General features: G+C 58.4%; 30 protein-coding genes. 13 read left to right on the top strand and 17 right to left on the bottom strand.

Annotated elements, in window-relative coordinates; translation table 11 throughout:
• Positions 1 to 2: 2 nt before the first annotated feature.
• Genes lptC through ACR0D7_RS12695 form a run of 3 tightly spaced genes read right to left on the bottom strand, consistent with a single transcriptional unit; the run spans position 3 to position 2,191 of the window.
• The gene (gene lptC / locus ACR0D7_RS12705; RefSeq protein ID WP_480679338.1) at positions 3 to 602 is read right to left on the bottom strand and encodes an LPS export ABC transporter periplasmic protein LptC; all 600 of its coding nucleotides are present in this window, start codon (positions 600 to 602) and stop codon (positions 3 to 5) included.
• A 15-nt stretch (positions 603 to 617) separates the two neighbouring features.
• Positions 618 to 1,580 carry a KpsF/GutQ family sugar-phosphate isomerase gene (locus ACR0D7_RS12700; protein ID WP_480679337.1) on the bottom strand — a complete coding sequence of 321 codons (963 nt, stop codon included), beginning with the start codon at positions 1,578 to 1,580 and terminating at the stop codon, positions 618 to 620.
• The gene (locus tag ACR0D7_RS12695; protein WP_480679336.1) at positions 1,577 to 2,191 is read right to left on the bottom strand and encodes a ribonuclease D; all 615 of its coding nucleotides are present in this window, start codon (positions 2,189 to 2,191) and stop codon (positions 1,577 to 1,579) included. The genes ACR0D7_RS12700 and ACR0D7_RS12695 overlap by 4 nt, the downstream gene beginning before the upstream one ends.
• A gap of 197 nt (positions 2,192 to 2,388) precedes the next feature.
• Here ACR0D7_RS12695 and ACR0D7_RS12690 point away from each other — a divergent pair, with 197 nt between their 5' ends.
• The 7 genes from ACR0D7_RS12690 (at position 2,389) to ACR0D7_RS12660 (ending at position 9,184) form a co-directional block, all read left to right on the top strand.
• Complete coding sequence (locus tag ACR0D7_RS12690; protein WP_480679335.1) at positions 2,389 to 3,618, top strand: MFS transporter; 1,230 nt, start codon at positions 2,389 to 2,391, stop codon at positions 3,616 to 3,618.
• 36 nt (positions 3,619 to 3,654) lie between these two features.
• Positions 3,655 to 4,083 (top strand): Lrp/AsnC family transcriptional regulator, encoded by a 429-nt coding sequence (locus ACR0D7_RS12685; protein ID WP_170386784.1) that lies wholly within the window; start codon positions 3,655 to 3,657, stop codon positions 4,081 to 4,083.
• 73 nt (positions 4,084 to 4,156) lie between these two features.
• Complete coding sequence (locus ACR0D7_RS12680) at positions 4,157 to 4,849, top strand: lytic transglycosylase domain-containing protein (RefSeq protein WP_480679334.1); 693 nt, start codon at positions 4,157 to 4,159, stop codon at positions 4,847 to 4,849.
• A 69-nt stretch (positions 4,850 to 4,918) separates the two neighbouring features.
• Complete coding sequence (gene flhA / locus ACR0D7_RS12675) at positions 4,919 to 6,946, top strand: flagellar biosynthesis protein FlhA (protein WP_480679389.1); 2,028 nt, start codon at positions 4,919 to 4,921, stop codon at positions 6,944 to 6,946.
• Positions 6,943 to 7,716 (top strand): flagellar biosynthetic protein FliR, encoded by a 774-nt coding sequence (locus tag ACR0D7_RS12670; protein WP_480679333.1) that lies wholly within the window; start codon positions 6,943 to 6,945, stop codon positions 7,714 to 7,716. Before flhA ends, ACR0D7_RS12670 begins: the two co-directional genes overlap by 4 nt.
• The gene (gene flhB / locus ACR0D7_RS12665; RefSeq protein ID WP_480679332.1) at positions 7,713 to 8,801 is read left to right on the top strand and encodes a flagellar type III secretion system protein FlhB; all 1,089 of its coding nucleotides are present in this window, start codon (positions 7,713 to 7,715) and stop codon (positions 8,799 to 8,801) included. Before ACR0D7_RS12670 ends, flhB begins: the two co-directional genes overlap by 4 nt.
• Positions 8,798 to 9,184 carry a hypothetical protein gene (locus ACR0D7_RS12660; protein ID WP_480679331.1) on the top strand — a complete coding sequence of 129 codons (387 nt, stop codon included), beginning with the start codon at positions 8,798 to 8,800 and terminating at the stop codon, positions 9,182 to 9,184. Before flhB ends, ACR0D7_RS12660 begins: the two co-directional genes overlap by 4 nt.
• Positions 9,185 to 9,198: 14 nt before the next feature.
• Here ACR0D7_RS12660 and ACR0D7_RS12655 read toward each other — a convergent pair whose 3' ends face one another.
• The 9 genes from ACR0D7_RS12655 to ACR0D7_RS12615 are packed head-to-tail and all read right to left on the bottom strand — an operon-like array spanning position 9,199 to position 13,752.
• Positions 9,199 to 9,714, bottom strand: a complete 516-nt coding sequence (locus ACR0D7_RS12655) for a flagellar basal body-associated protein FliL (protein ID WP_480679330.1) — start codon at positions 9,712 to 9,714, stop codon at positions 9,199 to 9,201.
• A 9-nt stretch (positions 9,715 to 9,723) separates the two neighbouring features.
• Positions 9,724 to 10,455 carry a flagellar basal body L-ring protein FlgH gene (gene flgH, locus ACR0D7_RS12650; RefSeq protein WP_170386776.1) on the bottom strand — a complete coding sequence of 244 codons (732 nt, stop codon included), beginning with the start codon at positions 10,453 to 10,455 and terminating at the stop codon, positions 9,724 to 9,726.
• A complete protein-coding gene (gene flgA, locus ACR0D7_RS12645; protein ID WP_480679329.1) occupies positions 10,455 to 10,871 on the bottom strand; it encodes a flagellar basal body P-ring formation chaperone FlgA in 417 nt (138 codons plus the stop codon). The genes flgH and flgA overlap by 1 nt, the downstream gene beginning before the upstream one ends.
• Positions 10,871 to 11,656 carry a flagellar basal-body rod protein FlgG gene (gene flgG, locus ACR0D7_RS12640; protein ID WP_480679328.1) on the bottom strand — a complete coding sequence of 262 codons (786 nt, stop codon included), beginning with the start codon at positions 11,654 to 11,656 and terminating at the stop codon, positions 10,871 to 10,873. Before flgG ends, flgA begins: the two co-directional genes overlap by 1 nt.
• A 22-nt stretch (positions 11,657 to 11,678) precedes the next feature.
• Entirely contained in the window at positions 11,679 to 12,389 is a 711-nt protein-coding gene (locus ACR0D7_RS12635) for a flagellar hook-basal body complex protein (protein WP_480679327.1), read from the bottom strand.
• Positions 12,389 to 12,661 (bottom strand): flagellar biosynthetic protein FliQ, encoded by a 273-nt coding sequence (locus tag ACR0D7_RS12630; RefSeq protein ID WP_058282142.1) that lies wholly within the window; start codon positions 12,659 to 12,661, stop codon positions 12,389 to 12,391. The genes ACR0D7_RS12635 and ACR0D7_RS12630 overlap by 1 nt, the downstream gene beginning before the upstream one ends.
• Positions 12,662 to 12,665: 4 nt before the next feature.
• A complete protein-coding gene (fliE, locus tag ACR0D7_RS12625; protein ID WP_480679326.1) occupies positions 12,666 to 12,956 on the bottom strand; it encodes a flagellar hook-basal body complex protein FliE in 291 nt (96 codons plus the stop codon).
• 11 nt (positions 12,957 to 12,967) lie between these two features.
• Entirely contained in the window at positions 12,968 to 13,354 is a 387-nt protein-coding gene (gene flgC / locus ACR0D7_RS12620; protein WP_480679325.1) for a flagellar basal body rod protein FlgC, read from the bottom strand.
• A gap of 11 nt (positions 13,355 to 13,365) precedes the next feature.
• Positions 13,366 to 13,752, bottom strand: coding sequence for a FlgB family protein (locus tag ACR0D7_RS12615; protein ID WP_480679388.1), 387 nt, complete (start codon positions 13,750 to 13,752; stop codon positions 13,366 to 13,368).
• Between the two features lie 105 nt (positions 13,753 to 13,857).
• Between ACR0D7_RS12615 and ACR0D7_RS12610 the strand changes: the two genes are divergently transcribed.
• From ACR0D7_RS12610 to ACR0D7_RS12585, 6 genes are all read left to right on the top strand, one after another.
• The gene (locus ACR0D7_RS12610; protein WP_480679387.1) at positions 13,858 to 15,177 is read left to right on the top strand and encodes a FliI/YscN family ATPase; all 1,320 of its coding nucleotides are present in this window, start codon (positions 13,858 to 13,860) and stop codon (positions 15,175 to 15,177) included.
• A gap of 86 nt (positions 15,178 to 15,263) precedes the next feature.
• On the top strand, positions 15,264 to 16,100 hold the full coding sequence (locus ACR0D7_RS12605) for a flagellar motor protein MotB (RefSeq protein ID WP_480679324.1): 837 nt from the start codon (positions 15,264 to 15,266) through the stop codon (positions 16,098 to 16,100).
• Positions 16,101 to 16,198: 98 nt separating this feature from the next.
• Positions 16,199 to 17,494 carry a flagellar hook protein FlgE gene (locus ACR0D7_RS12600; RefSeq protein WP_480679323.1) on the top strand — a complete coding sequence of 432 codons (1,296 nt, stop codon included), beginning with the start codon at positions 16,199 to 16,201 and terminating at the stop codon, positions 17,492 to 17,494.
• A 33-nt stretch (positions 17,495 to 17,527) separates the two neighbouring features.
• Positions 17,528 to 18,979 carry a flagellar hook-associated protein FlgK gene (flgK, locus tag ACR0D7_RS12595; protein ID WP_480679322.1) on the top strand — a complete coding sequence of 484 codons (1,452 nt, stop codon included), beginning with the start codon at positions 17,528 to 17,530 and terminating at the stop codon, positions 18,977 to 18,979.
• Between the two features lie 2 nt (positions 18,980 to 18,981).
• Positions 18,982 to 19,989, top strand: coding sequence for a flagellin (locus ACR0D7_RS12590; protein ID WP_480679321.1), 1,008 nt, complete (start codon positions 18,982 to 18,984; stop codon positions 19,987 to 19,989).
• Positions 19,986 to 21,080, top strand: a complete 1,095-nt coding sequence (locus ACR0D7_RS12585; protein ID WP_480679320.1) for a flagellar basal body P-ring protein FlgI — start codon at positions 19,986 to 19,988, stop codon at positions 21,078 to 21,080. Before ACR0D7_RS12590 ends, ACR0D7_RS12585 begins: the two co-directional genes overlap by 4 nt.
• A gap of 29 nt (positions 21,081 to 21,109) precedes the next feature.
• Here the strand turns inward: ACR0D7_RS12585 and ACR0D7_RS12580 are convergent, their stop codons facing one another.
• Genes ACR0D7_RS12580 through ACR0D7_RS12560 form a run of 5 tightly spaced genes read right to left on the bottom strand, consistent with a single transcriptional unit; the run spans position 21,110 to position 26,239 of the window.
• Positions 21,110 to 21,754, bottom strand: a complete 645-nt coding sequence (locus tag ACR0D7_RS12580) for a DUF1523 family protein (RefSeq protein WP_480679319.1) — start codon at positions 21,752 to 21,754, stop codon at positions 21,110 to 21,112.
• A 10-nt stretch (positions 21,755 to 21,764) separates the two neighbouring features.
• On the bottom strand, positions 21,765 to 22,031 hold the full coding sequence (locus ACR0D7_RS12575; protein ID WP_170386751.1) for a hypothetical protein: 267 nt from the start codon (positions 22,029 to 22,031) through the stop codon (positions 21,765 to 21,767).
• A gap of 1 nt (position 22,032) precedes the next feature.
• Positions 22,033 to 23,370: a DUF6638 family protein gene (locus ACR0D7_RS12570; RefSeq protein ID WP_480679318.1), complete on the bottom strand. Its 1,338-nt coding sequence runs from the start codon at positions 23,368 to 23,370 to the stop codon at positions 22,033 to 22,035.
• Positions 23,367 to 24,311, bottom strand: a complete 945-nt coding sequence (locus tag ACR0D7_RS12565) for a hypothetical protein (protein WP_480679317.1) — start codon at positions 24,309 to 24,311, stop codon at positions 23,367 to 23,369. The genes ACR0D7_RS12570 and ACR0D7_RS12565 overlap by 4 nt, the downstream gene beginning before the upstream one ends.
• Positions 24,308 to 26,239, bottom strand: coding sequence for an AAA family ATPase (locus ACR0D7_RS12560; protein ID WP_480679316.1), 1,932 nt, complete (start codon positions 26,237 to 26,239; stop codon positions 24,308 to 24,310). The genes ACR0D7_RS12565 and ACR0D7_RS12560 overlap by 4 nt, the downstream gene beginning before the upstream one ends.
• Between the last annotated feature and the right edge of the window lie 12 nt (positions 26,240 to 26,251).

Genomic DNA, 26,251 nt, shown 5'->3' with positions numbered 1-26,251 from the left:
AGTTATCTTTCTGCTTTTTGCGGCTCGTATACCAGTTTAACGCCGTCTGTAAAAATAATATGGACCGGGCCATCCTTTTTGTTCGCCCCGAAACTCATGCCGCCTGCGGTAAAGTTTCCGATGATGCCGGTACCATTAATCTGCCCCGGCGCATCCCCACGAATTTCGTCCAGCGACGTGTTCAGAAGATCGGTGGTAATTTCTGTGCCATCCGTCGAAGTGATGATCACATCGCCAACAAACGTTGCGGTATTCTGGTCGGGCCGGATCATTCCGGAATTGGAATCCAATGTGATGACGCCGCCACTCAACAGACCCAGCCGACCCTGAAATTCGGCTGCGGTCGGAACTGATCCTTCGCCGCCTTGCGTCGCTCGGATCGCTTCGATCTGAACTTCTTCACCTTTTCGTGTTGTGCCCCGGTATTTTGGATGCGTCACGACCTGATCGCTCAGGCGTTCATCAATGTCCTTTTGGCTAAAAGGAACAGACACGTTGGTTTCGATAGTGCGCGACAGCAAGAACACGGTGGACAGCATCAGAATGGCCACCAGCGGCAGCAATACCTTGAGAAACTGTACCCTGCGAGAGTGTCCGTCCACCGCGTTACCCTCCGCCTAACCCAGCCCGACGCGCAGGCAGTCGTGGATGTGCAGCAGGCCCTGCGCCGGACCCTGGGTTTCGGGGTCTACCACAAACAGCGACGTGATCTTACGGTCGTTCATAATCGCAACGGCCTCTTCTGCCATTGCATTTGGGGCAATGGTCAGAGGATCACGGGTCATGACCTCTTCGGTGCTCTTGTTTAGCAAACCGTCCATGTTACGGCGCAAGTCGCCATCGGTTACGATGCCTAACAGGTACCCTTGGCTATCGGTAACGCCGACGACGCCAAAGCTCTTCTGGCTCATCACCAGCAACGCCTCGCTCATGGGTGTGCCAGCAGGAACAAGCGGCAAATCTTCGTGCATCAGGTCGCGAACAGTAGAAAGCTGAGCGCCCAACTTACCGCCAGGGTGGAACGCACGGAAATCCTCGGGTTTGAAATCGCGGTATTTCATCAACGCAATCGCCAGCGCATCGCCCATTGCCAGCGTCAGCGTGGTTGAAATCGAAGGCACCATGCCAAAGCCGCAGGCCTCGCCCATCGAGGGTATCAGCAGGTGCACATCGGACTGCTTCATCAGGGTGCTTTCAGGCTTGCTGGACAGGCCGATCAACGGAATGCCAAAGCGGCGGGTAAAGGCCAGCAAGTTGACCAGTTCAGGTGCCTCACCGGAATTCGAGATCGCCAGAACCACGTCACCTTTGGACACCATACCCAAATCACCATGGCTGGCCTCGGCCGGGTGCACGAAATAAGCTGGCGTGCCGGTGCTGGCCAGTGTCGCGGCAATCTTGTGTCCGATATGACCCGACTTTCCGATACCGCTGATGATAATGCGGCCTGTAGCCTGCAGGATCATCTGCACGGCTTCGGCAAAGTCCTCGTTCAGGCCGTCGGCCAGCACGTCCAGCGCACGGGCTTCGTCAGTGATGACCTGTCGGGCGGTTCTCAGGAATGCTTCGGTATCGGTCATGAGTGTGCAAAAATATCCGTTTCAGGCCAACCGGCGAGGTCGAGCTTCGCACGCATCGGCAGGAAGTCAAAACAGGCTTGCGCCATTTCGGTGCGGCCTTCGCGGGCCAGTCGCCCATCCAGCGCCTCACGCAGCTGGTGCAGATACAGAACATCCGAGGCCGCATAGTCCAGCTGTGCTTCGGTCAGCGTCTCGGCGCCCCAATCGCTCATCTGTTGCTGTTTCGAGATATCAACGCCAATCAGTTCCTGACACAGATTCTTCAGACCGTGCCGGTCGGTATAGGTGCGCACCAGGCGGCTGGCGATTTTGGTGCAGTAAACAGGTGCGGCCAAAGCACCAAAGGCATGATACATCGCGGCAATGTCAAACCGACCGAAGTGGAACAATTTCAGCACGTCGGGGTTTTCCAACATTGCGCATAGATTTGGCGCTTCGGTCTGCCCTTTTTCCACTTGCACGATATGGCTGTTGCCATCACCGCCCGACATCTGGATCACGCACAGACGATCACGATGCGGGTTCAGCCCCATGGTTTCACAGTCAATGGCCACAACTGGGCCCATATCCAACCCGTCCAGCAGGTCGTTTTTATAGAGGTGGTTCGCCACGGGGCTTTTCCTTTATGCGATATCGCACCCGAGATAGGGGGTTTGGCTCGCAAACTCAACGCTATCAATACAATACATCTGAAACGCGCAGAATTCTTGACCCCGAGGGCATTGGCGGGAAAATACTCTCGTGAACTGAACCGTCGCAATTCTGGCTACGTCGGCCCGCCAAAACTGTAAAAAGGTTTCTACCACCGATGCTGAGCGTCCTGAAAAACCGGGTGTATCGCCACCTACTTGCCGCTCAGGTTGTGGCGCTGACAGGTACTGGGCTGGCAACCATTGCGCTGGGCCTTCTGGCATATGAACTGGCCGGGGACGCCGCTGGGCTGGTTCTGGGCACAGCTCTGACGATCAAGATGGTGGCCTATGTGGTCATCGCTCCCATCGCGGCGGCCTTCGCAGAACGGCTTGATCGCCGCCGAATGCTGGTGGCGCTGGACCTTGTTCGCGCGGCTGTTGCCGTCTGCCTGCCTTTCGCAACTGAGATCTGGCAGGTCTATGTGCTGATATTTGTCCTGCAATCGGCCTCAGCCGGGTTCACGCCAGCCTTTCAGGCCACCATCCCCGATGTGCTGACGGATGAACAGGATTACACACGCGCCTTATCCCTGTCGCGTCTTGCCTACGATCTTGAAAGTTTATTGAGTCCGATGCTGGCGGCAACGCTGCTAGTATTTGTCAGTTTCAACAGCCTGTTCTGGGGCACCGGCCTGGGCTTTATCGCTTCTGCACTTTTGGTTGTGTCGGTCGTTCTACCCTCACCCAAGCCATCCAAGCGTCGGGGCATATACGACCGAACCACACGCGGCATTAGCCTTTACCTGAGCACCCCTCGCCTGCGCGGGTTGCTGGCCCTGACTTGGACAGCAGCAGCGCTGAGCGCAATGATCATCGTCAACACGGTCGTCATCGTTCGCTCTGATCTGGGCTTGCGTGAAAGCGCGGTTGCCATTGCATTGGCAGGTTTTGGCGGCGGCTCAATGCTGGCTGCGTTCGTTTTGCCCAGGTTGCTGGACAGGTACATGGACCGCAGCGTCATGATGATTGGGGCCACATTGGGCACGTTCGCCATGGGCATCTCGGCCATCTTGTTTGCGCTGGTCCCGATATCACTGACCGGCCTCTTCCTGCTTTGGGTCTGCATCGGGTTCGGTTATTCTGCGACGCTGACACCGTCCGGGCGATTGCTGACCCGCTCGGCCCGGCCCGAAGATCGACCGGCAGTATTTGCCGCCCAGTTCACTCTGTCACATGCCTGTTGGCTGGTGCTTTATCCACTTGCCGGTTGGATCATGACCACAACCAGCACGGCGGCCACGCTCGGCTGGATGACTTTGGCCGCCGCGCCCGGCCTGATAGCAGCTTGTCTAATCTGGCCAAGGCGACCGAAAGCCGTTTTAAAAGAACAGGCTGACACGCCTTGAGCCCCCCGCACCCTGTGCATTACACCTTGAAGCATCATGGATCAGCTAGACCGTCGCATCATCGCCGCCCTGCAACACAACGCCCGCGAGTCGACCTCGAAAATCGCCGCTAAACTGGGTGTGGCACGGACAACCGTGCATGAACGCATCAACCGCATGGAAGAGAGGGGGGTGATCGCGGGATATTCAGTTGTTCTCAGCAGCCCTGATGACACGCCGCGCGTACAGGTGGTCGTGTTGCTGGAAGTGCAGCAAAAAGAAACCAGACGCATCATCAAACGGCTCGAGGCCTACCCCGAGGTTAAACTTTGCCTCTCCATTAACGGCGAGTTTGACCTCCTGCTGTCGGCCGAAGCCCCGCGGATCGAGGATCTGGATATTCTGGTCGACGATCTGGCTAAAATTCCCGGCGTGCTGCGCACCAATACCAGCGTAGTCTTCGGTCGGCGAATTGATCGAAACTGAGCGGCTGATAACCCTCTGTAAACCGTAGCGCGCCTAGCTTGGCCGGGACTGATCAGAATCCCGGACCGGCAGAATGCCCTATCGCTTGATCTTTGGCCTGAGTTTCCTTGCGCTCTGCGTGGCGCAAGAGGGCATCGCCATGCCCGAAACCCGCGTTTCTGGGATTTGCGACTCCGCCGCTCGCCATGCGGCTCAAACCGAAGGTGTCCCGCTGAATGTGATGCGCGCGATTGCGCGTGTGGAAACCGGGCGCTTGCGAGATGGGCGGCTGGAGCCCTGGCCCTGGACCATCAATGTCGAAGGGCGGGGATTCTGGTTCACCTCTGAATTCGAGGCAAAATCCTACGTCTTCAACATCTTCAAGGCAGGTAAGCGCAGTTTCGATATCGGCTGTTTTCAGATCAACTACCGCTGGCACGGCAAGGCCTTCCGCTCCATCGACGCCATGTTCGATCCGGATGAGAACGCCACCTACGCCGCGCGTTTCCTGAAAGACCTCTATGTCGAGCTTGGCTCTTGGCCCGCTGCCGTGGGGGCCTATCATTCCCGAACCCCATCTCTGGCCAAGGCTTATTCCGGTCGATTTCAGACCGTGCTTGCGCAACTGGATCAGCCTTATACCACCCCCGAACGAAAGATGCGCGACCCGTTCACCGCAGCGACCAGCCCGCTGATCCCATTGAACCTGCCGCAATCTGGCCGCGGTGCGCTGGGGTCACTTGTTCCACCAACCGGCACAGCCACAGCCTTTATCTCGTTCAACTAGGAGAGCCGCGTGCCAAAACTCGACGCCCGTTCCCTGTTTTCCCCGACCGTGCTTTTGGCGCTGGCGTTGATGACAGTCATCGTGATGATGATCCTGCCAATGCCTGCTTGGGTGCTGGATGTGGGGCTGGCAGCCTCGTTCGCGTTGGCGATCCTGATTTTCACGCTGACACTGTTCATCGAACGACCTCTGGATTTCTCGTCCTTTCCGACGATCCTGCTGGCCTCGCTAATGTTGCGATTGTCTCTGAATGTGTCCTCGACCAAGCTAATCATCGGCCAGGGGCACACCGGGCCAAATGCCGCCGGGGATGTGATCGAAGGTTTTGCCGACTTTGTTATGGGCGGCAGCATTTTCTTGGGTCTCGTGGTGTTTGGCGTGCTGCTTATCGTGAACTTCATGGTCATCACCAAAGGTGCCGCGCGCATGGCCGAAGTTGGCGCGCGGTTTGCCTTGGACGGGATGCCCGGCAAACAACTGGCCATCGACAGCGACATGTCCGCCGGGGCCATCGACCACCAGCAAGCCAAAGAACGGCGCGAACGGGAACAGCAGGAAACGACGTTCTTCGGCTCGCTCGACGGGGCGTCGAAATTCGTCAAAGGCGATGCGGTTGCAGGGTTGCTTATCACATTGCTGAATCTTGTGATGGGCCTGATCATGGGCGTGGTTGTGCATGGCATGCCGATTTCCTCGGCGTTTGAAACCTATGCCATCCTGACCGTCGGTGACGGGCTGGTTTCGCAAATCCCGGCTGTAATCATATCGATCGCGTCAGCTCTGTTGCTGGCACGCGGCGGCACGCAGGGGGCGACCGACAACGCCATCTTTTCGCAGTTAGGACGGCATCCGGCGGCACTGGGAACGGTTGCTATCCTGATGGTGCTGTTTGCGCTGGTGCCCGGCCTGCCCTTTCTGCCATTCATCCTGGGGGCGGGTGTGCTGGGCTATGCGGCCTATAACGTCCATCGCAAACAAAAGATCGAAGAGGCCAAGACGCTGGACCCAGCGCCGCAGGATGACGCGCCTTTGTCTCAGGCCATCGGAGACATTTTGGATCTGGACGACGTGCATCTGGAATTCGCGCCCGATCTGGTCAGCATGGTCCTGAACCCCGGAACCGGGCTGGACGCGCGGATTGCCAATATGCGCACCTACGTGGCCTCAACCTTTGGTTTGATCCTTCCAGATATCCGCCTGACCGACCGGGCCGACCTGCCTTTGGGGACCTACGTGATCAAGGTACATGGCGTCGAACAGGCACGCGGGGTTTTGAACCCGGATCTTGTGCTGGCACTGGTTCAGGATGATCGCGACTTGCTGCCCGAGGGTAACGATGTGACCGAACCCGTGTACGGTGCCCCCGCCCGTTGGATTCTACCCAAAGATCAGGAGGCCGCAGCGATGAGCGGGGCCACCATCGTCACTCCACCCGAGATTCTGGCGACGCATCTGCTGGAGATCATCAAACAGAACTTCTCGCGCTTGTTAACGCTGAAATCCCTGCGACGCCTGCTGTCCGAGATGACGCGCCTCAGCGATCCGGTTCGGGCCGAAGCCAACCGCAAGCTGCTGGATGAGCTGATCCCCGACAAGGTACCGATCGACACTTTGCATGCAGTGCTGCGGCTGTTGCTGGATGAACGCGTTTCAATCCGCAACATGGCCCTGATTCTGGAAAGCGTGGCCGAAGCACGTCTGACAACCACACAACCCGAAGGAATCTGCGAACTGGTTCGCCAACGGCTGGGGTTCCAACTGGTGGCCGAGATGAAACGCGAAGACGGCTCGATCCCTCTGATCCAGCTGGCACCGGAATGGGAAGATACTTTCACCACCTATCAGGTCGATACACCTACTTCGGGCCTGGACGTCGCACTGCCGCCGAACCTGTTCAACAAGCTGGCCGACAATGTGGTCGACAGCGTGGCGCACTCTACTGATCACGGAATGTTCCCTGCCTTTGTCACTTCGACGCGGCGGCGCAGGTTGTTGCGGACTATTGCGCACGCACGCGGCGTGACCAACCCTGTGTTGTCGTTTGAGGAAATCGGGCTCGAGGCGCGTCCGGCGCTGGTCGGAACGGTGCCCGCGTGATCGCGCTGCCGCCAGAACTTTTGCCTCAATTGGGCGAGGGCCTGTGGCACCTTTTCACCGTGTTTCTGCGCGTCTCTGCCATGGTCTCATTGCTGCCCGCCTTTGGCGAGCGGAGCATCCCGATCCGCGTCAGGTTCGGGATTGCTGTAGCTTTTACCATGATCATTACACCCGCAGTTCTAGCACCATCTACGGAACCCAACTTGTTGCCTATGGTCGGCCTGGTCCTGACCGAAGTGCTGATCGGGGTGGCTCTGGGAATATCGCTGCGGTTATTCGTACTGGCCCTCCAAACGGCCGGGTCGATCGCAGCCCAAGCGACATCTCTATCGCAGATCCTGGGCCCAGCAGCAGCAGACCCGGTCCCCGCTATGGGGCATCTGCTGACACTGGCCGGACTGACATTGGCGGTGCTGCTTGGCCTACACATCCGAGTGGCACAGTTCCTGATCCACAGCTACACGCTTTTTCCGATAGGCACTGCACCTTTGGCCCAAAACCTGTCGCAATGGGGCGTGCAACAAATCGCGCGCAGCTTTGGGCTGGCATTTGCGCTGGCCATGCCATTTGTCATTGCCTCGCTGATCTATAACCTCGCGCTTGGTGTCATCAACCGCGCTATGCCGCAACTGATGGTGGCGTTTGTCGGCGCTCCGGCGATTACCTTTGCGGGCCTGTTCCTGCTTTTCGCAGGTGCACCCCTGATCCTTTCGGTCTGGTCCGATGCTCTGATCACCTTCATCCTGAACCCGTTTGAGGCCCCCGGATGAGCGGGCAGGACGACGATAGCGATAAGCCATACGAGCCTACGCCGCAGAAGCTACAGAAAGCACGTGAAAAGGGTGAGGTCGCCAAGTCCAACGACCTCTCCGTAGTCGCGGCCTATGCCGGGTTCCTCATCGCGTTGTTCGCCGCAGGGCAATTCGGGGTTCAACGCATGGGGACCCTGTTTGTTGTCCTGATCGAGCAGGCCGACGAAATCGCCCCATTGTTGATCGATGTCCCCGCCACCAGCCCTGTAGGAGGAATGCTGAAAACAGCCTTGCTATCGGTCGCGATCCTGTTCGCCCTGCCCGCCTCGGCCGTTTTGCTAAACCTGGTTGCCCAGCGCGCACTGATATTCGCACCCGGCAAGCTGAAGCCAAAGCTTTCTCGTATCTCTCTCATCTCGAATGCGAAAAACAAATTCGGCCGAGGCGGCCTGTTCGAATTCGCCAAGAGCTTTGTCAAACTGGTGATCTATGGCGCCTGCCTGGCGCTGTTCCTGAAGGCAAATCTGAACGAAATTCTTTCGGCAAGCGCGGCATCTACCCGGTCTTCGGTGATGCTGATGATGGCCTTCCTGTTCCGCTTTCTGTTCATCGTCATCGCCATAGCACTGGTAATCGGTGCGGTAGATTACCTGTGGCAACACGCCGAACACATGCGCAAGAACCGCATGTCACGCAAAGAAATTCAGGACGAGACCAAAGACGCCGAAGGCGATCCGCATGTCAAGCAACAGCGCCGCCAACGCGCTCAGGAGATTGCCGCCAACCAGATGATGGCCGACGTTCCAAAGGCCGACGTGGTAATCGTAAATCCATCACATTACGCGGTGGCACTAAAATGGGCCCGAACAGCGGGCTCTGCCCCAGAATGCGTCGCCAAGGGCGTTGACGAAGTGGCTGCCACGATCCGCGCGAGTGCCATTGAGGCCAGCGTCCCCATTCACTCCGATCCACCCACGGCACGCGCCTTATATGCTTCGGTGGAGATCGGGCAGGAAATCGCGGAAGAGTACTATCGCCCTGTCGCCGCGGCGATAAGGTTCGCTGAGGCGATGCGTAAACGGGCGAAAGGACAGATCAAATGAAACAGAGAGAACTGTCCGAGCTTGGTAAAATTGCCGAAGCCGCCTTTCAAAAGGAATACAACGATTTGCGTCCCCTGATAGAAGCCGAGGCGCGCGTGCAGCAGCAACTGATACGGTTGGACTCGCAGGCAAAACAGTCTCGGCTGGATAGCGCTTCGGCCGAGGGCTATCGCGTGACCGGCACCGATGTCTTGTGGAATGGCTGGGAGTCGGCCACACGTCGCCAGCTGAATATAGAGCTGGCGCGGCTTCGGGCGCAGAAGCTTGCAGCGCTGCAAGCATTGCGCACCGCCTTTGGCCGCAAGCAGGCCGTCACCAATTTGTCGGCAGTTCAGAAAGATGCGCGACGACGTACCCTGAACAAAAAGCTGTCGTCGCTCTGACCCCGTCGCCGGGATCAGACGTCCTGACGGCTGACGCTCATTATCAGAACCTGCGACACGTCATCCCCCAGATCCTTACGCGCAGTTTCCAGAAGGGCTTTGCGCAACACGGTCATATTGTCCGATTCCGTAAATGCTCCGTCGAAGCCGCCAATATTGGCGTGGTCGAACATCACCTGCAAGAACCCGTCGCGCAGCTTAGGCTCCAGCGCATAAAAGGCCTCGGTCATGCCGGGCGTAACCTCAAGGCTCAGCGACATCGTGACCAAAGCTGCGATGCGATCCGAGTCCACGACAGGGACCACAAACTGCTTGGTCAGCTTCAGGTACTCATATTCGCTTGCCTTGTCTTTTTTGTCCGTCTTTTTGGCGGATTTATCCTTTGCCTTCGGTTTGTATTCCTTGGCCTTGGACTTTTCTTCTTTCGCGGCCTCTTTCACGTCACCGGACGGGGCCAGAACAACTCCGGCGCCGATACCGGCGCCCAGCCCGACCAGCAAAAACACCACAGGTAGCAGTTTTTTCATCACATCTGTTCCCTAATACGGCAGCAGCGCATCAAGGATTTGCTGGCCATATCGCGGCTGCTGCACATCGGTGATCTGTCCGCGCCCGCCATACGACACGCGGGCCGAGGCAATCTTGTCATAAGTGATCTCGTTTTTGCGTGAGATGTCCTGCGGACGCACGTAACCCTGAACCAACAGCTCGCGCAGTTCGAAATTGACCCGCAATTCCTGTGAGCCCGAGATCGACAGCACACCGTTTGGCAACACGTCAATCACGGTGGCAGCGACCCTCAGCGTCAGCTTTTCCTTTCGCTTGACCGACCCCTCGCCCGCACTTTCCGACGACGAGTCGATCTCAACAGCGTCCGCCAACGAGGCACCTTCCGGTAAATGCTTGTTCGCACGCTGCGGCAAGCCAAACAGACCGACGATCCCAAGAGTCTCAGAAGCCGAGCGCGAGCGTTCCGTATCATTCGAGAACTCGGCTTTCTCGTCCAGCTCGATCACGACCGTCAGGATATCGCCCTTCTTGATCGCCCGCTGATCACCCAGCAAAGAGTTCTGCCCGCCACTCCACAACGAGGACTGATCGACGTTTCGCTGCGGCTGTGTATGTAACGGCAGACCCGGCCACAGCATGGCGACATGCTCGGGCGAATCCTCATTCGGGGTAAAGCTCGGTGGTTTTCCCAGATGATCCACCCGTCCGCAGGCCGATATCACCAGCACGGTGCACAACAGAGATTTTGAGAGTACTGACATCATTTTACCTCGATCTGACCGTCCGCGCGAATTACCCCGGCAATGGTGGTCCGAGAGGACAGGTTCATGACCCGAATACGATCTCCGGCGGCACCACGACCCAGTGCACGGCCTTCCGCTGTGATAGACAAAGGTTGGCGATCGAATATCAGAACAACCAGATCGTTGCGGTCCACCAGAGCGGGCGGTCCCACATCCTCGGCACGGATGGGACGGCCGGGATAGAGAGCGACACGAGCTTCTTGCCCAATCAGAGACGCAGGATCGGTAACAACCCCGGCAACCTGCTGAGGTTTGAGCTCCAAATCGGTAACCGAAATGACTTCCTTCGCGCGGATGGTACGGGTTGGAACGACAATTTCGGCATGCGCGGAAATCGGCGGCAGCAGCCCGAGTATCAGGGTCAGGAACCGCATCACCGCACCTGCGTTGTCGCGCCCATCATCTGATCGACAGCCGAAATGACCTTGGCGTTCATTTCGTAACCCCGCTGCGCTTCGATCAGTTCGGTCACTTCGCGCACCGCATCGACCGAGCTGTCCTCAAGATAACCCTGCCGCAGTGTACCCAAACCATCCTCGCCCGGTGTTCCAACCACCGGCGCGCCCGAGGCTTCGGTTTCCTTGAACAAGTTGCTGCCAATCGCCTCGAGCCCCTTGGCGTTTGAGAAGCTGGCAAGCGTGAATTCCCCCAGCAACTGCCCGTCGGCGGTATCGTCGAAATAGGCATAAACCTCACCCGAGGCGTTGATTGAGATCGACCGGGCATCGTCGGGAACTGTGATTTCCGGCGCAACGGCAAACCCGTCGGAGGTGACGATAAGCCCCTCGGCCGAGCGTTTCAGGCTACCATCGCGGGTAAATCCGGATTGGCCGTTGGCCAGCGTCACCTCAAGGTAACCGCGCCCTTCGATGGCGACGTCCAGATCATTGCCGGTGGCCGACAACCCGCCCTGCGCCAGCTGCACTGTCACCGCCGCAGGGCGCACACCCAGACCCAGCTGAATGCCGGTGGGCAAAACGGTACCGTCATTGGCGTTCACCGCCCCGGCCCGCGCCATCTGTTGATAGTGCAGGTCCGCAAACTCGGCTCGGCGTGCGTTATAGCCTGTGGTGTTTGTGTTCGCGAGGTTGTTCGAGATTGTCTCGACCCGCATCTGCTGCGCAGTCATGCCCGTTGCCGCGATTTTCAAAGCCCGCATATCAATATCTCCTTTTCACAGATCAGCGCATTAGCGCCTTGAGCGCGCCGCGCAGGCGTTCGTCTTCAGTTTCAAGAAAGCTCTGCCCCAGCTCGTAGGCGCGCTGGATTTCCACCAACCGGGTCACCTGATGAACCGCGTTGACATTGGACCCTTCGAGGAACCGATGCACAACCACCGGATTTTCCACCGGGTCAATCTCACCCTCGGCGCGGAATTGCGTGCTGCCTTCGCGCACCAGCGTGCTGGGGTCGGCCACGCGGTAAACCCCGATCTGCCCAAGCAACTGCCCTTCGATACTGAGCGTGCCGTCGTTGCCCACATCGATCGAGGCCGCATCCGGCGGAATGAAAACAGGCGCGCCATTACTGTCCAGCACTCGGTGGCCGTCCATCGTGACCAGATCGCCCTCGGCACTGGACGAGAATGCCCCTGCCCGGGTCAGCCGGTTGCCTGATGGCGTTTCCACCATGAAGAACCCATCGCCCTCGATGGCGAAATCGAACTGGCCTCCGGTCTCGGTCAGCACCCCCTGCTGCTGCGAGGTATTGCGCGCCTCGGCCCGGCTCATCGACAGGGACGGATTGCCCGGCATGTCGCGGACGAATTCGGAAAACACCAAGCCCTGCGCCCGGTATCCGGTGGTGTTGGCATTGGCGATATTGTTCGCCACCAGCCGCATTTCATTCATCAGCCCGGACTGGCGGGACAGGGTGGTATAGGCGGTATCCATCAGCGGCCTCCTGCGATCAGCGGGATCAGGGTTGTGGTGAAAAACGTCACCAGCGTCTGGGTCATGAAACCCATCGAAATCCAGAACACGATGACGATGGCGATCAGCTTGGGCACGAAGGTCAGCGTCATCTCCTGCACCGAGGTCAGCGCCTGAAACAGGCCGACGATCAGGCCCGACACCAGCGCCACCGCCAGGATCGGGACCGAGGTGATCACCGCGACCCACAGCGCCTGACGCACGATGTCATAGAAGAGACCTTCGCTCAGCATCTCTTCAGACCGGCATCCGCAGGATTTCCTGATAGGCTTCGACCACCTTGTTGCGCACGATCACGGCGGTTTCGACGGCCAGTTCGGTCTGCGCCAGCGCCTGCACCAGCGCGTGCGGATCGGCCTGCCCGGTCATGGCGGCCTCGGACATCTGCTCGGAGTGTCGCAGTGTCGCGGTAAAGTCCTGAAACGTGCTGCGCAGCCCCTGTGCCATTCCGGCGTGATCGGGATCGGCCTGCGTTGCAGGGCGTGCCACCGCATAATTCTGGGCGGCATTTAGGGCTCGGATATCCATTCTGGTGTCCTTTATTTTCTGAGGAGTTCCATCAGGCTCGACGACATCTGGCGTGTCTGGTCGAACATCTTGAGATTGGCTTCGTAGCTGCGCTGCGCCTCCCGGGCGTCGGCGATCTCGATCATCAGATCGACATTCGAACCGCGATAATGACCGGTGTCATCGGCCATCGGGTGGCCGGGGTCATAGATGCGTGTCCCGTCGCGCCGATCCAGCTTGACGCGCCCGGCCTGCACCACTTCGCGCCCGTCTTTCTGCACGGTCTCAAACGGCACCGTCTTGCGGCGATATCCCGGCGTGTCGGCGTTTGAGATATTCTCGGACACATGCCGCAGGCGGGCGGATTGCGCGCGCAAGGCGCTGGTCGAGGCGGCGAGGGAATGGGAAAAATCACTCATGTTCTTGCCCCTTACGACCGGCCAATACTGCTGCGCAGGATGTTCATCGAGGATTTGTAGATGGTCAGCGCGCGGTCATGCTGGCGCTTGACCTCAACGGCTTTGAACATCTCTTCCTCGACGGACACGCCGTTGCCATTGGGATCGCCCGAGGGCGCGACCTCATATTCGACCCAAGGCTGAGGGCCAGAGGCACCACTCAGGTGACCGGCCCGCGTGGCGGTCATGGCGACCTCACGCCCTGAGTTTTCGAACGCTTTTTGAAAAGCCTCGATATCGCGGGGCTGGTAGCCCGGCGTATCCGCGTTGGCCATGTTGCGCGCGATGACGGCCTGCCGTTGCCCGGCATGGGTTGCCATTGCGTGCGCGGTCTTAAAGACGTTCAGGTCATAGAACATCGGGGCTTCTCCCTCGATCAATTTCAATCAAGGCTTAACCCCGATTCCTTTAGAAAGCGTTTTCAGAAACCCGTTGGAGAACCCACGATGTCCGATCTCGAACCGATGCTTCTGAAATGCGAATTCGACCGCCTGTCAGCCGTACGCCACATGGGCCGCGTTTCCGGCGTGGCGCGGGGTGTCATTGAAATTCAGGGGCTTGAGGGGCAGGCGCGGATCGGCGACCACCTGACCTTGCGGCGACGCAGCGGACCGGATCTGCCCGGCGAAGTGCTACATGTCGAATCGAATGTGATTCACATGATGCCGACCGCCGCGCCCGATGGGGTCTGCCTGGGCGACCGGGTGATTCTGGATCAGACCCCCGCCTTTGCGCCGGGAATGCACTGGCTGGGGCGGGTGGTTGATCCGTTCGGTAAACCGTTGGACGGAAAGCCTCTGCTATCAGGCGTGCTGGAGCAAGATATCATGCGGGCACCTCCCCCGGCTGTTGCGCGCAAACCGTTGGGCGCGCGGATGGAGACCGGACTGGCCATGCTCAACACCATGTTGCCCGTAGTGCAGGGGCAGCGCATTGGCCTGTTCGCCGGGTCGGGTGTGGGTAAATCCACATTGCTGGCGACATTGGCGAAATCGATGCAGGCGGATGCGGTCGTGGTGGCGCTGGTGGGTGAACGTGGGCGCGAGGTGAACGAATTCGTCGAGCACGCGCTGGGGGCCGAGGGGATGAAACGCGCGGTCGTGGTGGCGGCCACATCCGACCAGTCGGCGCTGGCACGGCGGCGCTGTGCCTGGTCGGCCATGTCGGTCGCGGAATACTTGCGCGATCAGGGGCTGAACGTGCTGTTTCTGGCCGATTCGGTAACCCGCTTTGCCGAGGCGCATCGCGAGATTGCCGTTGCGATGGGAGAATCCCCCTCGCTGCGCGGCTTTCCTCCATCGGTCACACCGTTGATTGCCGGGCTGTGCGAACGCGCCGGACCCGGCACCGCAGATCAGGGCGACATAACCGCCGTGTTCAGCGTTCTGGTCGCCGGGTCGGATATGGATGAACCCGTCGCCGACATCCTGCGCGGCGTGTTGGACGGGCATATCGTGCTGAGCCGCGACATTGCCGAGCGCGGGCGGTTCCCCGCCATCGACCTCAGCCGCTCGGTCTCGCGCAGCCTGCCGGGGGCGGCGACACAGGAAGAAAACCAGATGATCTCGGAAACCCGCAAACTGGTCGGCAGCTATGAACAATCCGAGGTGATGATCAAGGCCGGGCTCTATACGGAGGGCGCAGACCCGTTGCTGGATCAAGCCGTGCGGGTGCACGAGGAACTGGATGCGTTCTTCGGCAAGGCTGAACCTGACGGCATCCAAAACAGCTTCAACCGCCTGCAATTGATCCTGCGGCGGGCCAGCGCCACCCTGCCGCGCTAGGGAAGTCCGGACAGTTTTAAGTGTTAAGCCCACCTTAAGACCTTGCCGGCTACCCCTGTAGTCGGGTGATAAAAAAGGTGGTGGAGATGGGTGCGCAATCCAATGCGGCGCCAATCATCATCAAGAAGAAACGTGTGTCAGGTGGTGAAGGCCACCACGGTGGCGCGTGGAAGGTCGCATATGCCGACTTTGTCACGGCCATGATGGCGTTCTTCATGTTGATGTGGCTGCTGAACGCAACGACTGAGAAACAACGCAAAGGTCTGGCGGATTACTTCTCGCCGACGATTCCGGTAAATCCGGTGTCGGGTGGCGGTGACGGGGCTTTTGGCGGCAATAACATGTTTTCCGAAAAGACAATGGTGATGGATGGCTCGGGGGCGGCTAAGCGACATCCCACGGTTGCCCGGCAGGCACGGGGTTCGATCGGGGTTCATCCGGATGGTGGCAAAGAAGTGTCCGACGATTTCTCGACGCTCGAGGCCCAGCTGCTGGGGCATACCGGGGAGAGCATGGTCTCGGACAAGGTGCTAAAACACATCGTCACGCGCGTCACCGACGAAGGTCTGGTGGTCGAGTTGTTCGATACCGAGGATCAGCCACTGTTCGAATCGGGTACGGATGAGCCAACAACGATGATGCGGGCGCTGGCGCTGCTGGTGGCGCGGTCATCGGATCTGGTGACCAATGACGTGGCGGTCGAGGGCCATGTCAGCGCGTCGCCCGTGGTTCTGGCGCGCGATCCGTCCTGGGATATCTCGACCTCACGCGCGCAGGTGGTGCGGCAACTGCTTGAGGATAAGGGGTTTACGACAAAGCGGCTGGATCGTGTGACCGGTCACGCCGACCGGGAATTGTCAGATAAAAATCCGATGGCGGTGCGTAACAACCGGATCGAAATCATCTTTCTGCGCGACACCTGACGGCCAAAGGATAGAACGCATTTTACCTGTTAGCGCACTGTTAAGGGGCAGTGCGTTAGCTGTTGCATCAAAGATTGACGCAACAGAAGGGCGTGCCAATGACGATTTCCTCCTCGCTGAATGCCGGTGTGGCCTCATTGAAGGCCAACGCCAACCGGCTGGCCACCATTTCGGACAACATCGCGAACTCTTCGACCTTCGGCTACAAAAGGGTCGAGACGGATTTTCATTCGATGGTCACGTCGGGCCAGGGTGGCAGCTATTCGGCGGGCGGGGTCAGAACTACCAGTCAGCGGCTGATTGATCAGCGCGGATCGCTGGTGACCACCAACAACTCGACCGATCTGGCGGTGCGGGGCCGGGGCATGTTGCCGGTGCGCCCAAGCTCGCAGATCGCGGGCGGTTCGAATGAGATGCAACTGACCACCACCGGATCGTTCCGAACCAATGAAGAAGGGTACCTTGTCACCGAATCCGGGCTGGTCCTGTTGGGGTGGCGTGCGAATGCAGATGGTTCCATCCCGGCAGTGCCCCGCGATACCCCTGCAGCGCTGGAACCTGTACAATTAAGCGTCAATCAACTGTCCGGCTCTCCGACCACGCAGATGAATTTGCGTATGAATCTACCGGCCACGGCCACAGATGCCGGAGCACCGGGCGACACGCAGCCCCTGTCAGTTGAGTATTTCGATAATCTCGGCAAGTCCGAGAGCGTCGATATCGAATTGGTGCCAACGGTTCCCGCAAACGGCAGCAGCAACGAATGGACCATGATTTTGCGCGATTCAGCCTCGGGCGGGGCAATAATAGGGGAATACACGTTGACCTTCACAGATAGCCGGACGGCGGGTGGCACTCTGGCCAGCGTCACACCGGTTTCGGGTGGAGCTTACGATCCGGCAAACGGCAGCGTAGTCGTCAATGTCGCCGGAGGCCCGATGGAAATCAATATCGGCCAAATCGGCGACCCGGACGGCATCACGCAGCTGTCGGACACCTTTGCGCCGGTTTCGATCACACGCGACGGCTCAGCTGTGGGCACGATGACCAGCGTTCAGGTTGATGAAAACGGCTATGTCTATGCGTTCTATGACACCGGTGTCAGTCGACGCATGTTCCAGATTCCGCTGGCAGACGTTCCGAACCCAAATGGCCTGACCGCGCTCGACAGCCAGACCTATGCGCCGTCGCGTGAAAGCGGCACCTTCTTCCTGTGGAACGCTGGCGAAGGCCCGACGGGTGACCTTGTATCCTTCGCGCGCGAAGAATCGACCACAGACATCGCGACCGAGTTAACCTCGCTGATTCAGACCCAACGCGCCTATTCCTCAAGCGCGACGGTGATTCAGACAGTGGATGAGATGCTGCAGGAAACCACCAACCTCAAGCGCTGATTTGGATTCTAGTCTGGAAAGAGGGGCGGTCTCATGAACTTGTCGACAGCATTCAACAACGCAGTCAGTGGCCTGACGGCCTCCAGCCAGGGCACTTCCGTTGTGTCGGACAATATCGCCAATGCGCTGACACCGGGCTATTCCCGCAGGTCGCTGGAACTTACGACAAACGCCATCTCGGGCACCGGGGTGCGCACGCTCGGCGTGGTCCGCAATCACGACCCTGTCCTGACCGCCAATCGTCGCGAGACTGATGCAAATATGGCTTATCAGACTGCGGTTTCCAACTTTCACACCGGTGTAGACGCCGTCGTTGGCACGATCGATGACCCCATATCGCTGGCCAATCGGCTAGCCGCATTTGATAGCAGCCTTATAACCGCCGCCAGTCTGCCGGATTCATCCGAGCGCTTGGATCAAGTTGCCCGCACCGGTCGCGATCTGGCCAACAGCATCAACAAGGCGTCCGAGGGCGTAAGGCAGCTACGCTCGGACGCGGATCGAACCATTGGCAGGCTAGTGGACAGCCTGAACCAGACCCTCAAGGATATTGAACAGCTGAACGCCAAAATCCCACAGGTCAAACATTCGGGCGGCGATATCGGTGCCTTGCTGGATCAGAGGCAAGTACTGGTCGATCAGGTCAACGCGTTGATGCCGGTAAATGCAGTGCCACGGGCGAACGATCAGATTTCTCTATATTCTGATGGTGGATTGATCCTTTTGGAAGGCACCGCCGCCGAGTTTTCCTTTACCACCACGGGCGACACCAAACCACATATGACCGTGGGCAATGGGCTGCTGTCGGGGTTGGAGATGAACGGAAACCCGGTGCGCACCAGCGGTGACAATAGTCAGATACGTGGCGGTGCGCTGATGGCACAGTTCGAAATCCGCGATGAGCTGGCGGTTGAAGCGCAAGCTAATCTCGACTCGGTCGCGCGGGATTTGATTGAACGGTTCGAAACACCTGGTCTAGACCCTACCGCTTTGCCCACGGATCCAGGGCTTTTCACGGATGCTGGCACCCGGTTCGATGCCACTGCGCCAGAGGGGCTGGCGTCGCGTATCAGCCTGAACACGATTGTCGATCCCGACAATGGCGGCGACAGCTGGCGCCTGCGCGATGGGCTAGGTGCAGTGACCCCTGGCGATCCGGGCGATGCCACGCAACTGCAGACCTTTGGTGCAGTTTTAAACGCGTCGCGCCCGGTCGCGGGGTCGCCCTTTGGAACCGGTGACATGCGCGCCTCGGACCTGACCGAGGCGCTGATGTCTAGAACCGGCTCGGACGCCCATACCGCCAGCCAACGCCTGACCTTTGCCAACAGCGCACAACTGGAAATGGCCAGAATCGAGGCGGAGCACGGCGTGGATACCGATCAGGAGCTGCAAAACCTGATCAAGATCGAGCAGGCCTATGCCGCGAATGCGCGAGTCATCTCGGTAGTGGATGAATTGATGGAAACCTTGTTGAGGCTGTGATGATGAATTTGACGTCTATTGGCGATCTGGCGCGGGGCATGACATTACAGACCCGCTCGACCGAGCTTAGAAACCAGATAGAAACTCTGTCTTATGAGATGTCCACTGGCAAGGTTCAGGACGTGTCCGGGCGATTGGATGGTGATTACTCTCACATGCTGGATCTGGATCGCAGCCTGTCGCGGCTGAACGCCTATCAGGTATCAACTGCCGAGGCTGGACTGTTCACAGATGCCATGCAGCTGAGCCTGACCACGATCAACGATTCCGTATCCGAGCTCACCTCATCCCTGCTGGCTTTCGGCACATCGAATCAAGCGGTCAGCCATGAGAACGCATCCGTTCAGGCCCGCAACGAGCTGGACACGATCATATCGGCACTGAACACACGCGCGGGTGGGCGCAGTTTGTATTCCGGTACGGCCACCGACATGTCCCCTCTGCCCTCAACCGACACGCTGTTGACGGCGCTTGCGGCAGAACTGAGCGGATACACCACAACGGCGGATATTCGTCAGGCGGCAGAAGACTGGTTTAATGACCCCGCCGGATTTGACGCAATAATCTATCAGGGCTCGGGCACCGCATTGGCACCAATGCAGATATCCGAGAATGAAAGTGTCAGTCTAACGATCACGGCCACCGACCCCGCGATTAAGGATGCAATACGGGATATTGCCGTTGCAGCTCTGGTGTCCGACGATGCCCTGAACCTGCCGCGAGACCAGCGCACTGCCCTGTTTACACAACTGGGGGTAAATCTGGCCAATACACAGAACGATGTGGTTAACTTGCGCGCTCAGGTCGGCTCGGCAGAGGCACGGATAGAACAGGCCGCCACGCGCAACAATGCGGCGCAGACCAGCCTGGAAATCAGCCGGAACAAGTTGATCGCCGCAGACCCATACGAGACTGCCACGCAGCTGCAGACCGTCCAATTCCAGTTGGAGAGCCTGTATTCCGTCACCGTTCGCAACGCGAATCTGTCGCTGGTGAACTTCCTCAGATGAAACTCCTCGCTTTTCTATTGATGCTGCTGCCCGGGATTGCCTGCGCTGGAACGATCCGCCTGAAGGACCTTGTGGACTTCGACGGGGTGCGGGGCAACGATCTGGTGGGTTATGGTCTGGTTGTAGGGCTGAACGGCACCGGTGACGGTCTGCGCAACTCGCCCTTTACCGAAGAGATCATGTCAAACATACTCGAGCGGCTGGGCGTCAACGTGAACGGCGAAGACTTTCGGCCCAAGAACGTGGCCGCTGTACTGGTTACCGCCAGCTTGCCTCCATTTGCACGGGTTGGCGGACAGATCGACGTGACGGTATCGGCCATCGGCGATTCAAAAAGTCTGCTGGGTGGCACGTTGATCATGACGCCACTCAACGCCGCGGACGGTCAAATTTACGCAGTCGCACAAGGCACGGTTCTGGCCGGAGGCGCCGTGGCCGAGGGTGAGGCAGCATCTGTCGTGCAAGGCGTACCGACCTCTGGTGTGATCCCTTCGGGCGCGCGGGTCGAGCGTGAGATCGACTTTGACCTATCAACGCTGACGCAGATGCGGCTCGCCCTGCGCGAACCGGATTTCACCACTGCCAGCCGTATCGAGGTTGCCATCAACACCGAATTCAACCGGGCGGTGGCAATCATGCGGGATTCCGGCACGGTCGAATTGAACATCACTGCCACCCAATCGTTTTCGACCGCGCATGCGCTGGGTCGGATTGAGAACATTCTGGTTGAACCGGAAACCAAGGCGCGCGTGGTGGTCGATCAACGTTCCGGCACCATTGTCATGGGGCAGGAGGTCCGGATTTCGCGGGTCGCAGTATCGCAAGGCAATCTGACCCTGACGGTTGAGGAATCTCCGATCGCTATCCAGCCAAACCCGTTTGCGCGCGGCGAAACGGTTGTTGTCCCCCGCACATTCGCCGGTATCGAAGAGGAAGAAGGCACCGGGCTGGCCGAAATCCCCGAAGCCACCACGCTGTCCGAGGTCGTGGCCGGGCTGAACGCGTTGGGCGTGTCGCCCCGCGATATGATCGACATTCTCAAAACGATTAAAGCCGCAGGGGCACTTCATGCCGAATTCATCGTTAGGTGAACTTCACCGCACGGAGGGACGGTAACGATTTACTTGGACTTCCAACTATCCAGCCAACGACGCAATCCGTGGCGTTTCTCTTCGATGGCATCGCCTGCCGCGTAGAACCCATCTTCGACGTTTTCCAGCATAGGGTCGATCTTGGCCTGCCGGAACCTGCGCCAGCGCACCCATATCGCCCACACAAGCGCAAAAAACAACGTCAAGAAAATGATGTTGAACCAGGGAATGATGCGAACATCCGGGCCGTCGACATGCTTGATGAACACCGCGTTGGGGAAAATCGACATGAACTCATTTCGCCAGCCATAGTGAGTCACTACTACCCATTCCGGCTCATTCTTGTTCGAAATCGCATCATTGGCTTCGGTATAGAGATTGGCTGTGTCGAACTTGAAATAGGGCGGCCACCCCCAGCTGGTATCTTCGTTCCGATAAACAATCGGCTTGCCATTCGCACGCACAGCCTGAATGAACTGCACGTCGCGGTTTGACAGGCTGGTCGACTGATCATCCGGTTCAGACCAGAAGATACGAGTCCAGTCGTTCAGATCCTGCCGCTCTTCATAGGTATTGACGATCCGAACGATATCACGCTGTGGCAGCGAGTATTGCAGGACCACGGCAATCGTGCCCCAGAAGATGATGATGAACGCCCATTTCAAATAGGCCATGCCGTAAACCTCACATATAATTCACGATATAGATCAGCGCGCCGATTGCCACCCATGGTACAATATAGACACCCAGGATCAGTTTGCGCCGGAACGAATTGTCATAGACGTGCAGCCCACGCGCGACAAATGCTTCTTTGTTGCCCGTCTTGCCCTTTTCATCCCACCAGTTTTCCAGTTTCCGGCGACGCACACCGCGCGAGTACAGTGACAGCGCAAAATAGGCGATTGTCTGGACGATCAGCAGGATCAGAAAAAGGCGTAGCGCTCCGAACATATCAACCCTTTCTCACAGCGCCCCAGGGACCGACACGCGCAATGATGTCATCACTGACACGGTCATTGCCACTCATGTCCGGTTCGTGCCCGAACAGCGCGGCGCGGGCGCCGGCCTTGTCCACCTGATACTCGCGCGCGAGGAAGTCGGCAACATAGGCTTTCTTGGTCTCGGGCCAGGTGGAATAGGTGCTGTAGAACAATTCCTTATGGCAGATGAACATCTGGCGCGGGTCCAGAGCGGCCAGCTCGGCCAGCAGCATGTTCACCAGATCCCGGTGTGGCGTGTCGGCTGCGCGCAGGGTGTAGAAATAGGCCGGATGGTCCGAGGTGATGCGCGGCCATGGGCCCCCATCGGTCGCCCAGCGCAGCAATTGGGCAAGGCCGTGATAGGCCGGCGGCAGCCGATCCGCGTGGTTACGGGCCAGTCGACGCATGTCACTGCGGTCCAGGCCCGTGAGGTCGACATCAGCATCCGCGGCGGCGTCGATGGTCAGGAAATCCATCTTCTGCTGCAGGATCGCGGCAGCATCCACACCCCGCGCTTTGACGATAGGTTCAACCAGATCGTTATAGTCGAGAAACTTGGCAATCTGGTTCCGCTGCGATGGGCTAAATGTGTATTTGATCGGCAGATCGTCGGGCTTTTCGCCCATGCAAATCGCCGCTGGATAATCCAGATCGGGGAACAGGTAGAGCCCACCGAAATGCGCCGTCCAGAAGTTGCGCTGCTCGAACGCGGTGTGGCGCAGGTGGACGGGGTTGCGGGTGACGTCGCCGGTTTCCTTGGCGGTTTCGATCATCCTGGCGATCAGCACATCATCGAACCAGGCGTCTTCTTCGGTTTTGAACCGTTCGACCATGCCCGCAAGTTGCTCGGCCTTGCGCAGGGTGCCGCCGACCGTGTCGGCCTCAATCTCGATCTTGCGCAGGTTCAGCAGATCGCGCGGCGTAGTGAGTTTAAAGACCGAGTTCACCAGCTCTCCGGCCACGGCATCGGTGGCGGTCAGGGCAAACAGCTGCGCCTCGTTCATCTCGATGAATTCGCGCAGGATATCGCGCGAGGTCGAGAATTTGACGTTCAGCAGAGGCGCGCGTTTCTGTTCAGTCGTCAGCAGGATGAACTGCCGGTTGACCCCATTGGGGTTGAGGTAGAGCGGGTCGTCCAGCTCAATCCCCACCTCCGGCGAATAGCCCGAGATATCGACGTGGAAATCCGTCAGCTCCGTGGTCTTGCCCGCCAGATGCTGCAGCGCGCGGTTATACCGCTCGACCAGAGCCGGGCTGGAGATGTGGACGAGGTTGCCGAACATCAGGCCTTTTTCGATGAGGCGGATCATTGAGTCGGGGTCTCGTAAAACAGTTTCAAGGCTTCCTCAATTTCTATTGAGCCCCCTTCTTCTTCCCAAATATTGTGATCGAGTATCTTCAATAGAGATTTACGAGATCCGTCTATTTCCAGCCTCCCAAAGCGCGTTATTTGATCTGCCCCTAACCTTTTAAGAGTACTTTGTGCGCTGTCGTATAGCTTGAGGAGGTCTCGGAAAGTTCTTTCAGAGTTGCAAGGCCTCTTTATTGTTCCATGGAACTTCCCGTATCTAATCATAATTTCAAATCTATTGAACGTACCAAACATTTCAGAAACTAAGTCATCCCCGGCCGTGAGGATCGGTTCCCGAAACAATAGCACCTCGGAAAATTCATTGTCCTCGCTGTCTTCGTCGGACTTAAATGTGGGTCCTTTTTGGTATTTCGAGATAGACCGACATTTGTTTTCAATACTTTTTACTATGCTATCTAACTGCCGCTCAGCTTCCAACTCGCGACTACGCCTTTGTTCATTATCGAGAGACGCAGACTGTTTAGATAAAGCACTGGCCATTTCTTGACTGGCTTTGCGCTGCTCTACCATTTCTTTGCGAGTTAAGGTCAACTCTTGCCTTTGAGCAGCCAGTTCTTTGCCTTGTAGCAACACTGTTACGACTATCCAAAGGAACGCTAAACCGCCAGCAAGTCCAGCCAGTGTATCACCAACTTCGTTTGCGGGCGCGTCAAGGAAGGCGTTCAATCGGCTTTCGCAAACGAGAAAGTTGCACGTGTCATCAAACGCAAGCAAAGCAACTAGCCCTAAAAAGGCTACTGTCGCCAACATGCCAAACTTAATTAAACTATCCACACCAGCCCAATAACGACGCGCGTAACGATACAGAAGATCGTCGCTCCTGCTGTCGATCATCCACCATACATAAGCATAAATTAGCCAAACCGCGACTTTGTTCACCCCTTCCCCTCCAGATACCGCCGCTTGACCTCTTCCATCCGGCCCATCTCGCGGACGGCATTTTCGATGGCGACCTCGTCGCTCTTGTCGGCATAGCGGAACTCACTGTCGGCGTAGCGGTTGATCTCTTGCATCACCATTTCCACCGTGATCGGCTGGCGCAGGTCCTCGATCATCGCCTTCTTGGTGTCGTAGTCGCGGAACAGGAACAGGTCGGGGTTTTCCATCCATTCGTCGGGAAGTTCGAAGTCCATCGCGCGGACCTTGACCGCGTCGGTGATGTTCTTGATGGCACGCCCCGTGAACCGCTCATCCGCCTGCTGGATCGCCTTGAGGTAGGTGCCCAGTTTGGCAATCGTGTCCATCTGGCCGATCTCGCCGGAGACCCGGTCATAGACCTGCAACAAAGCACCCTCATGCGGGCGGGAATGGCTTTCGAAACTGGCGGCGACGGCCTTCTTGATCTCCTGCGCGGCATAGGCTTCGTGTGCGCCCAGCGGGATGTCGTGGTTGCGGCCCATCAGCAGGTGCAGGATGTCGATGTAATCCTCGCGCGTCTGCGGCCCGTCCACCAGAAACCGCGCGCCGGCCCGCTGGCGCAGGGCGTCGTCCACATTCTCGGGGTAGTTTGAGAACATGCCGAAGGTGCAGTTGCCGCGCACGACGGTGTTGGCCCCGGCAAAGCTCTCCATCAGCACGGCGGTGATTTCGAGTTGCCCGGCTGACGACTGCCGGTCACCGCGTTTGCCCGCCAGCTGGTCGATATCGTCGATGGTGCCGAAGCCGATAACCGAGGGGTCGATGATCGTGTTGATGAAGGCCTTGGCGTTCTGGCCGGATTTGCCTTGATAGCTGTCGATATTGTCGGTGCTGAGGTTCTGATAGCGGAACGGATAGCCCGCGTTCTGGCAATAATCGTTGATCAGCCCCGCCATCATCTGGATCAGAGTGGTCTTGCCGGTGCCCGGTTTGCCATCACCCATGAAGGTGAAGATGAACCCGCCAAGCTCGGCAAACGGGTTCAGGCGGCGGTCAAAGTCATAAGCCATCACCATCTTGGCCAGCTTCATCGCCTGATACTTGGCGATATGGTTGCCGACCACCTCGTTCGGTTTCTTGAACGTCATGGTCAGGGTGGTGGATTTGGCCTTTGACGCCGGTTCGAACCCTCGGATCGTCAAGTCATCGGCTTCGATATGCCAGGCGGCGTTCTGGAACGGGGCCAGCTGGCCTGCGGACTGGGCGCGCAGGGCGGCCTTGTCAATCAGCTGTTCGGCGTAGGCGCTAGTGGCGGCGATCAGATGGGCGTCGTCGGGGGCGTGTTTGGCCAGCGTCTGGTCCAGCTCCCACAGCGCGCCGTGCAGGGCGAGTTGGCCATTGTCGGTTAGAACCTCTTCGATCTCGCCGATTTCAACAGTTGTTTCGCCCAAATGCGAGGACATCAGGTAAGCCAGCGCGTTACCGAACACGTGCGACGTAATGAGCGCCTCCGCCGTCAGCAATTCCGAAAACTCAGTTTTGCGCACGGCGGACAAGTCCCCGGCCAGATTCGCGCGTTTCAGATCGGCCAGCGGGGTCTGTTCCGCATAAGCCTCACCCACGGCCAGAGCGATGGCGATGGCGCGGCGGATCGCCTGCTGTGTCGTCGCTTGAGGCGGCGAGACCAACGTATCGCCATCATCCGAGGCCTCAATCCGTTCGACCAGATGAACGCCATCCGCGCGGACGGTGCGCCGTGTCACCAACCCCGGCGTCGTGGACCGGAAGCGCCGCCCAGTCGACACCCCCGGCGACCGTTCCGTCGACGTCTCAACCACCTTTGCAATCCGCGGTGCATGTTCGAACCCGTTCAGCAAATCGGTCGCGGCCGGATAATGCTTGCGAATGTCGACTTCGCGTAATTCCATCTGATCTGACGTCAAACTCATTTCAAAAACCGC

The sequence above is a fragment of the Ruegeria sp. BB7 genome, from assembly GCF_056539365.1.
The sequence above is the reverse complement of the archived record's forward strand: the minus strand, read 5'-3'. Positions and strand labels throughout refer to the sequence as shown.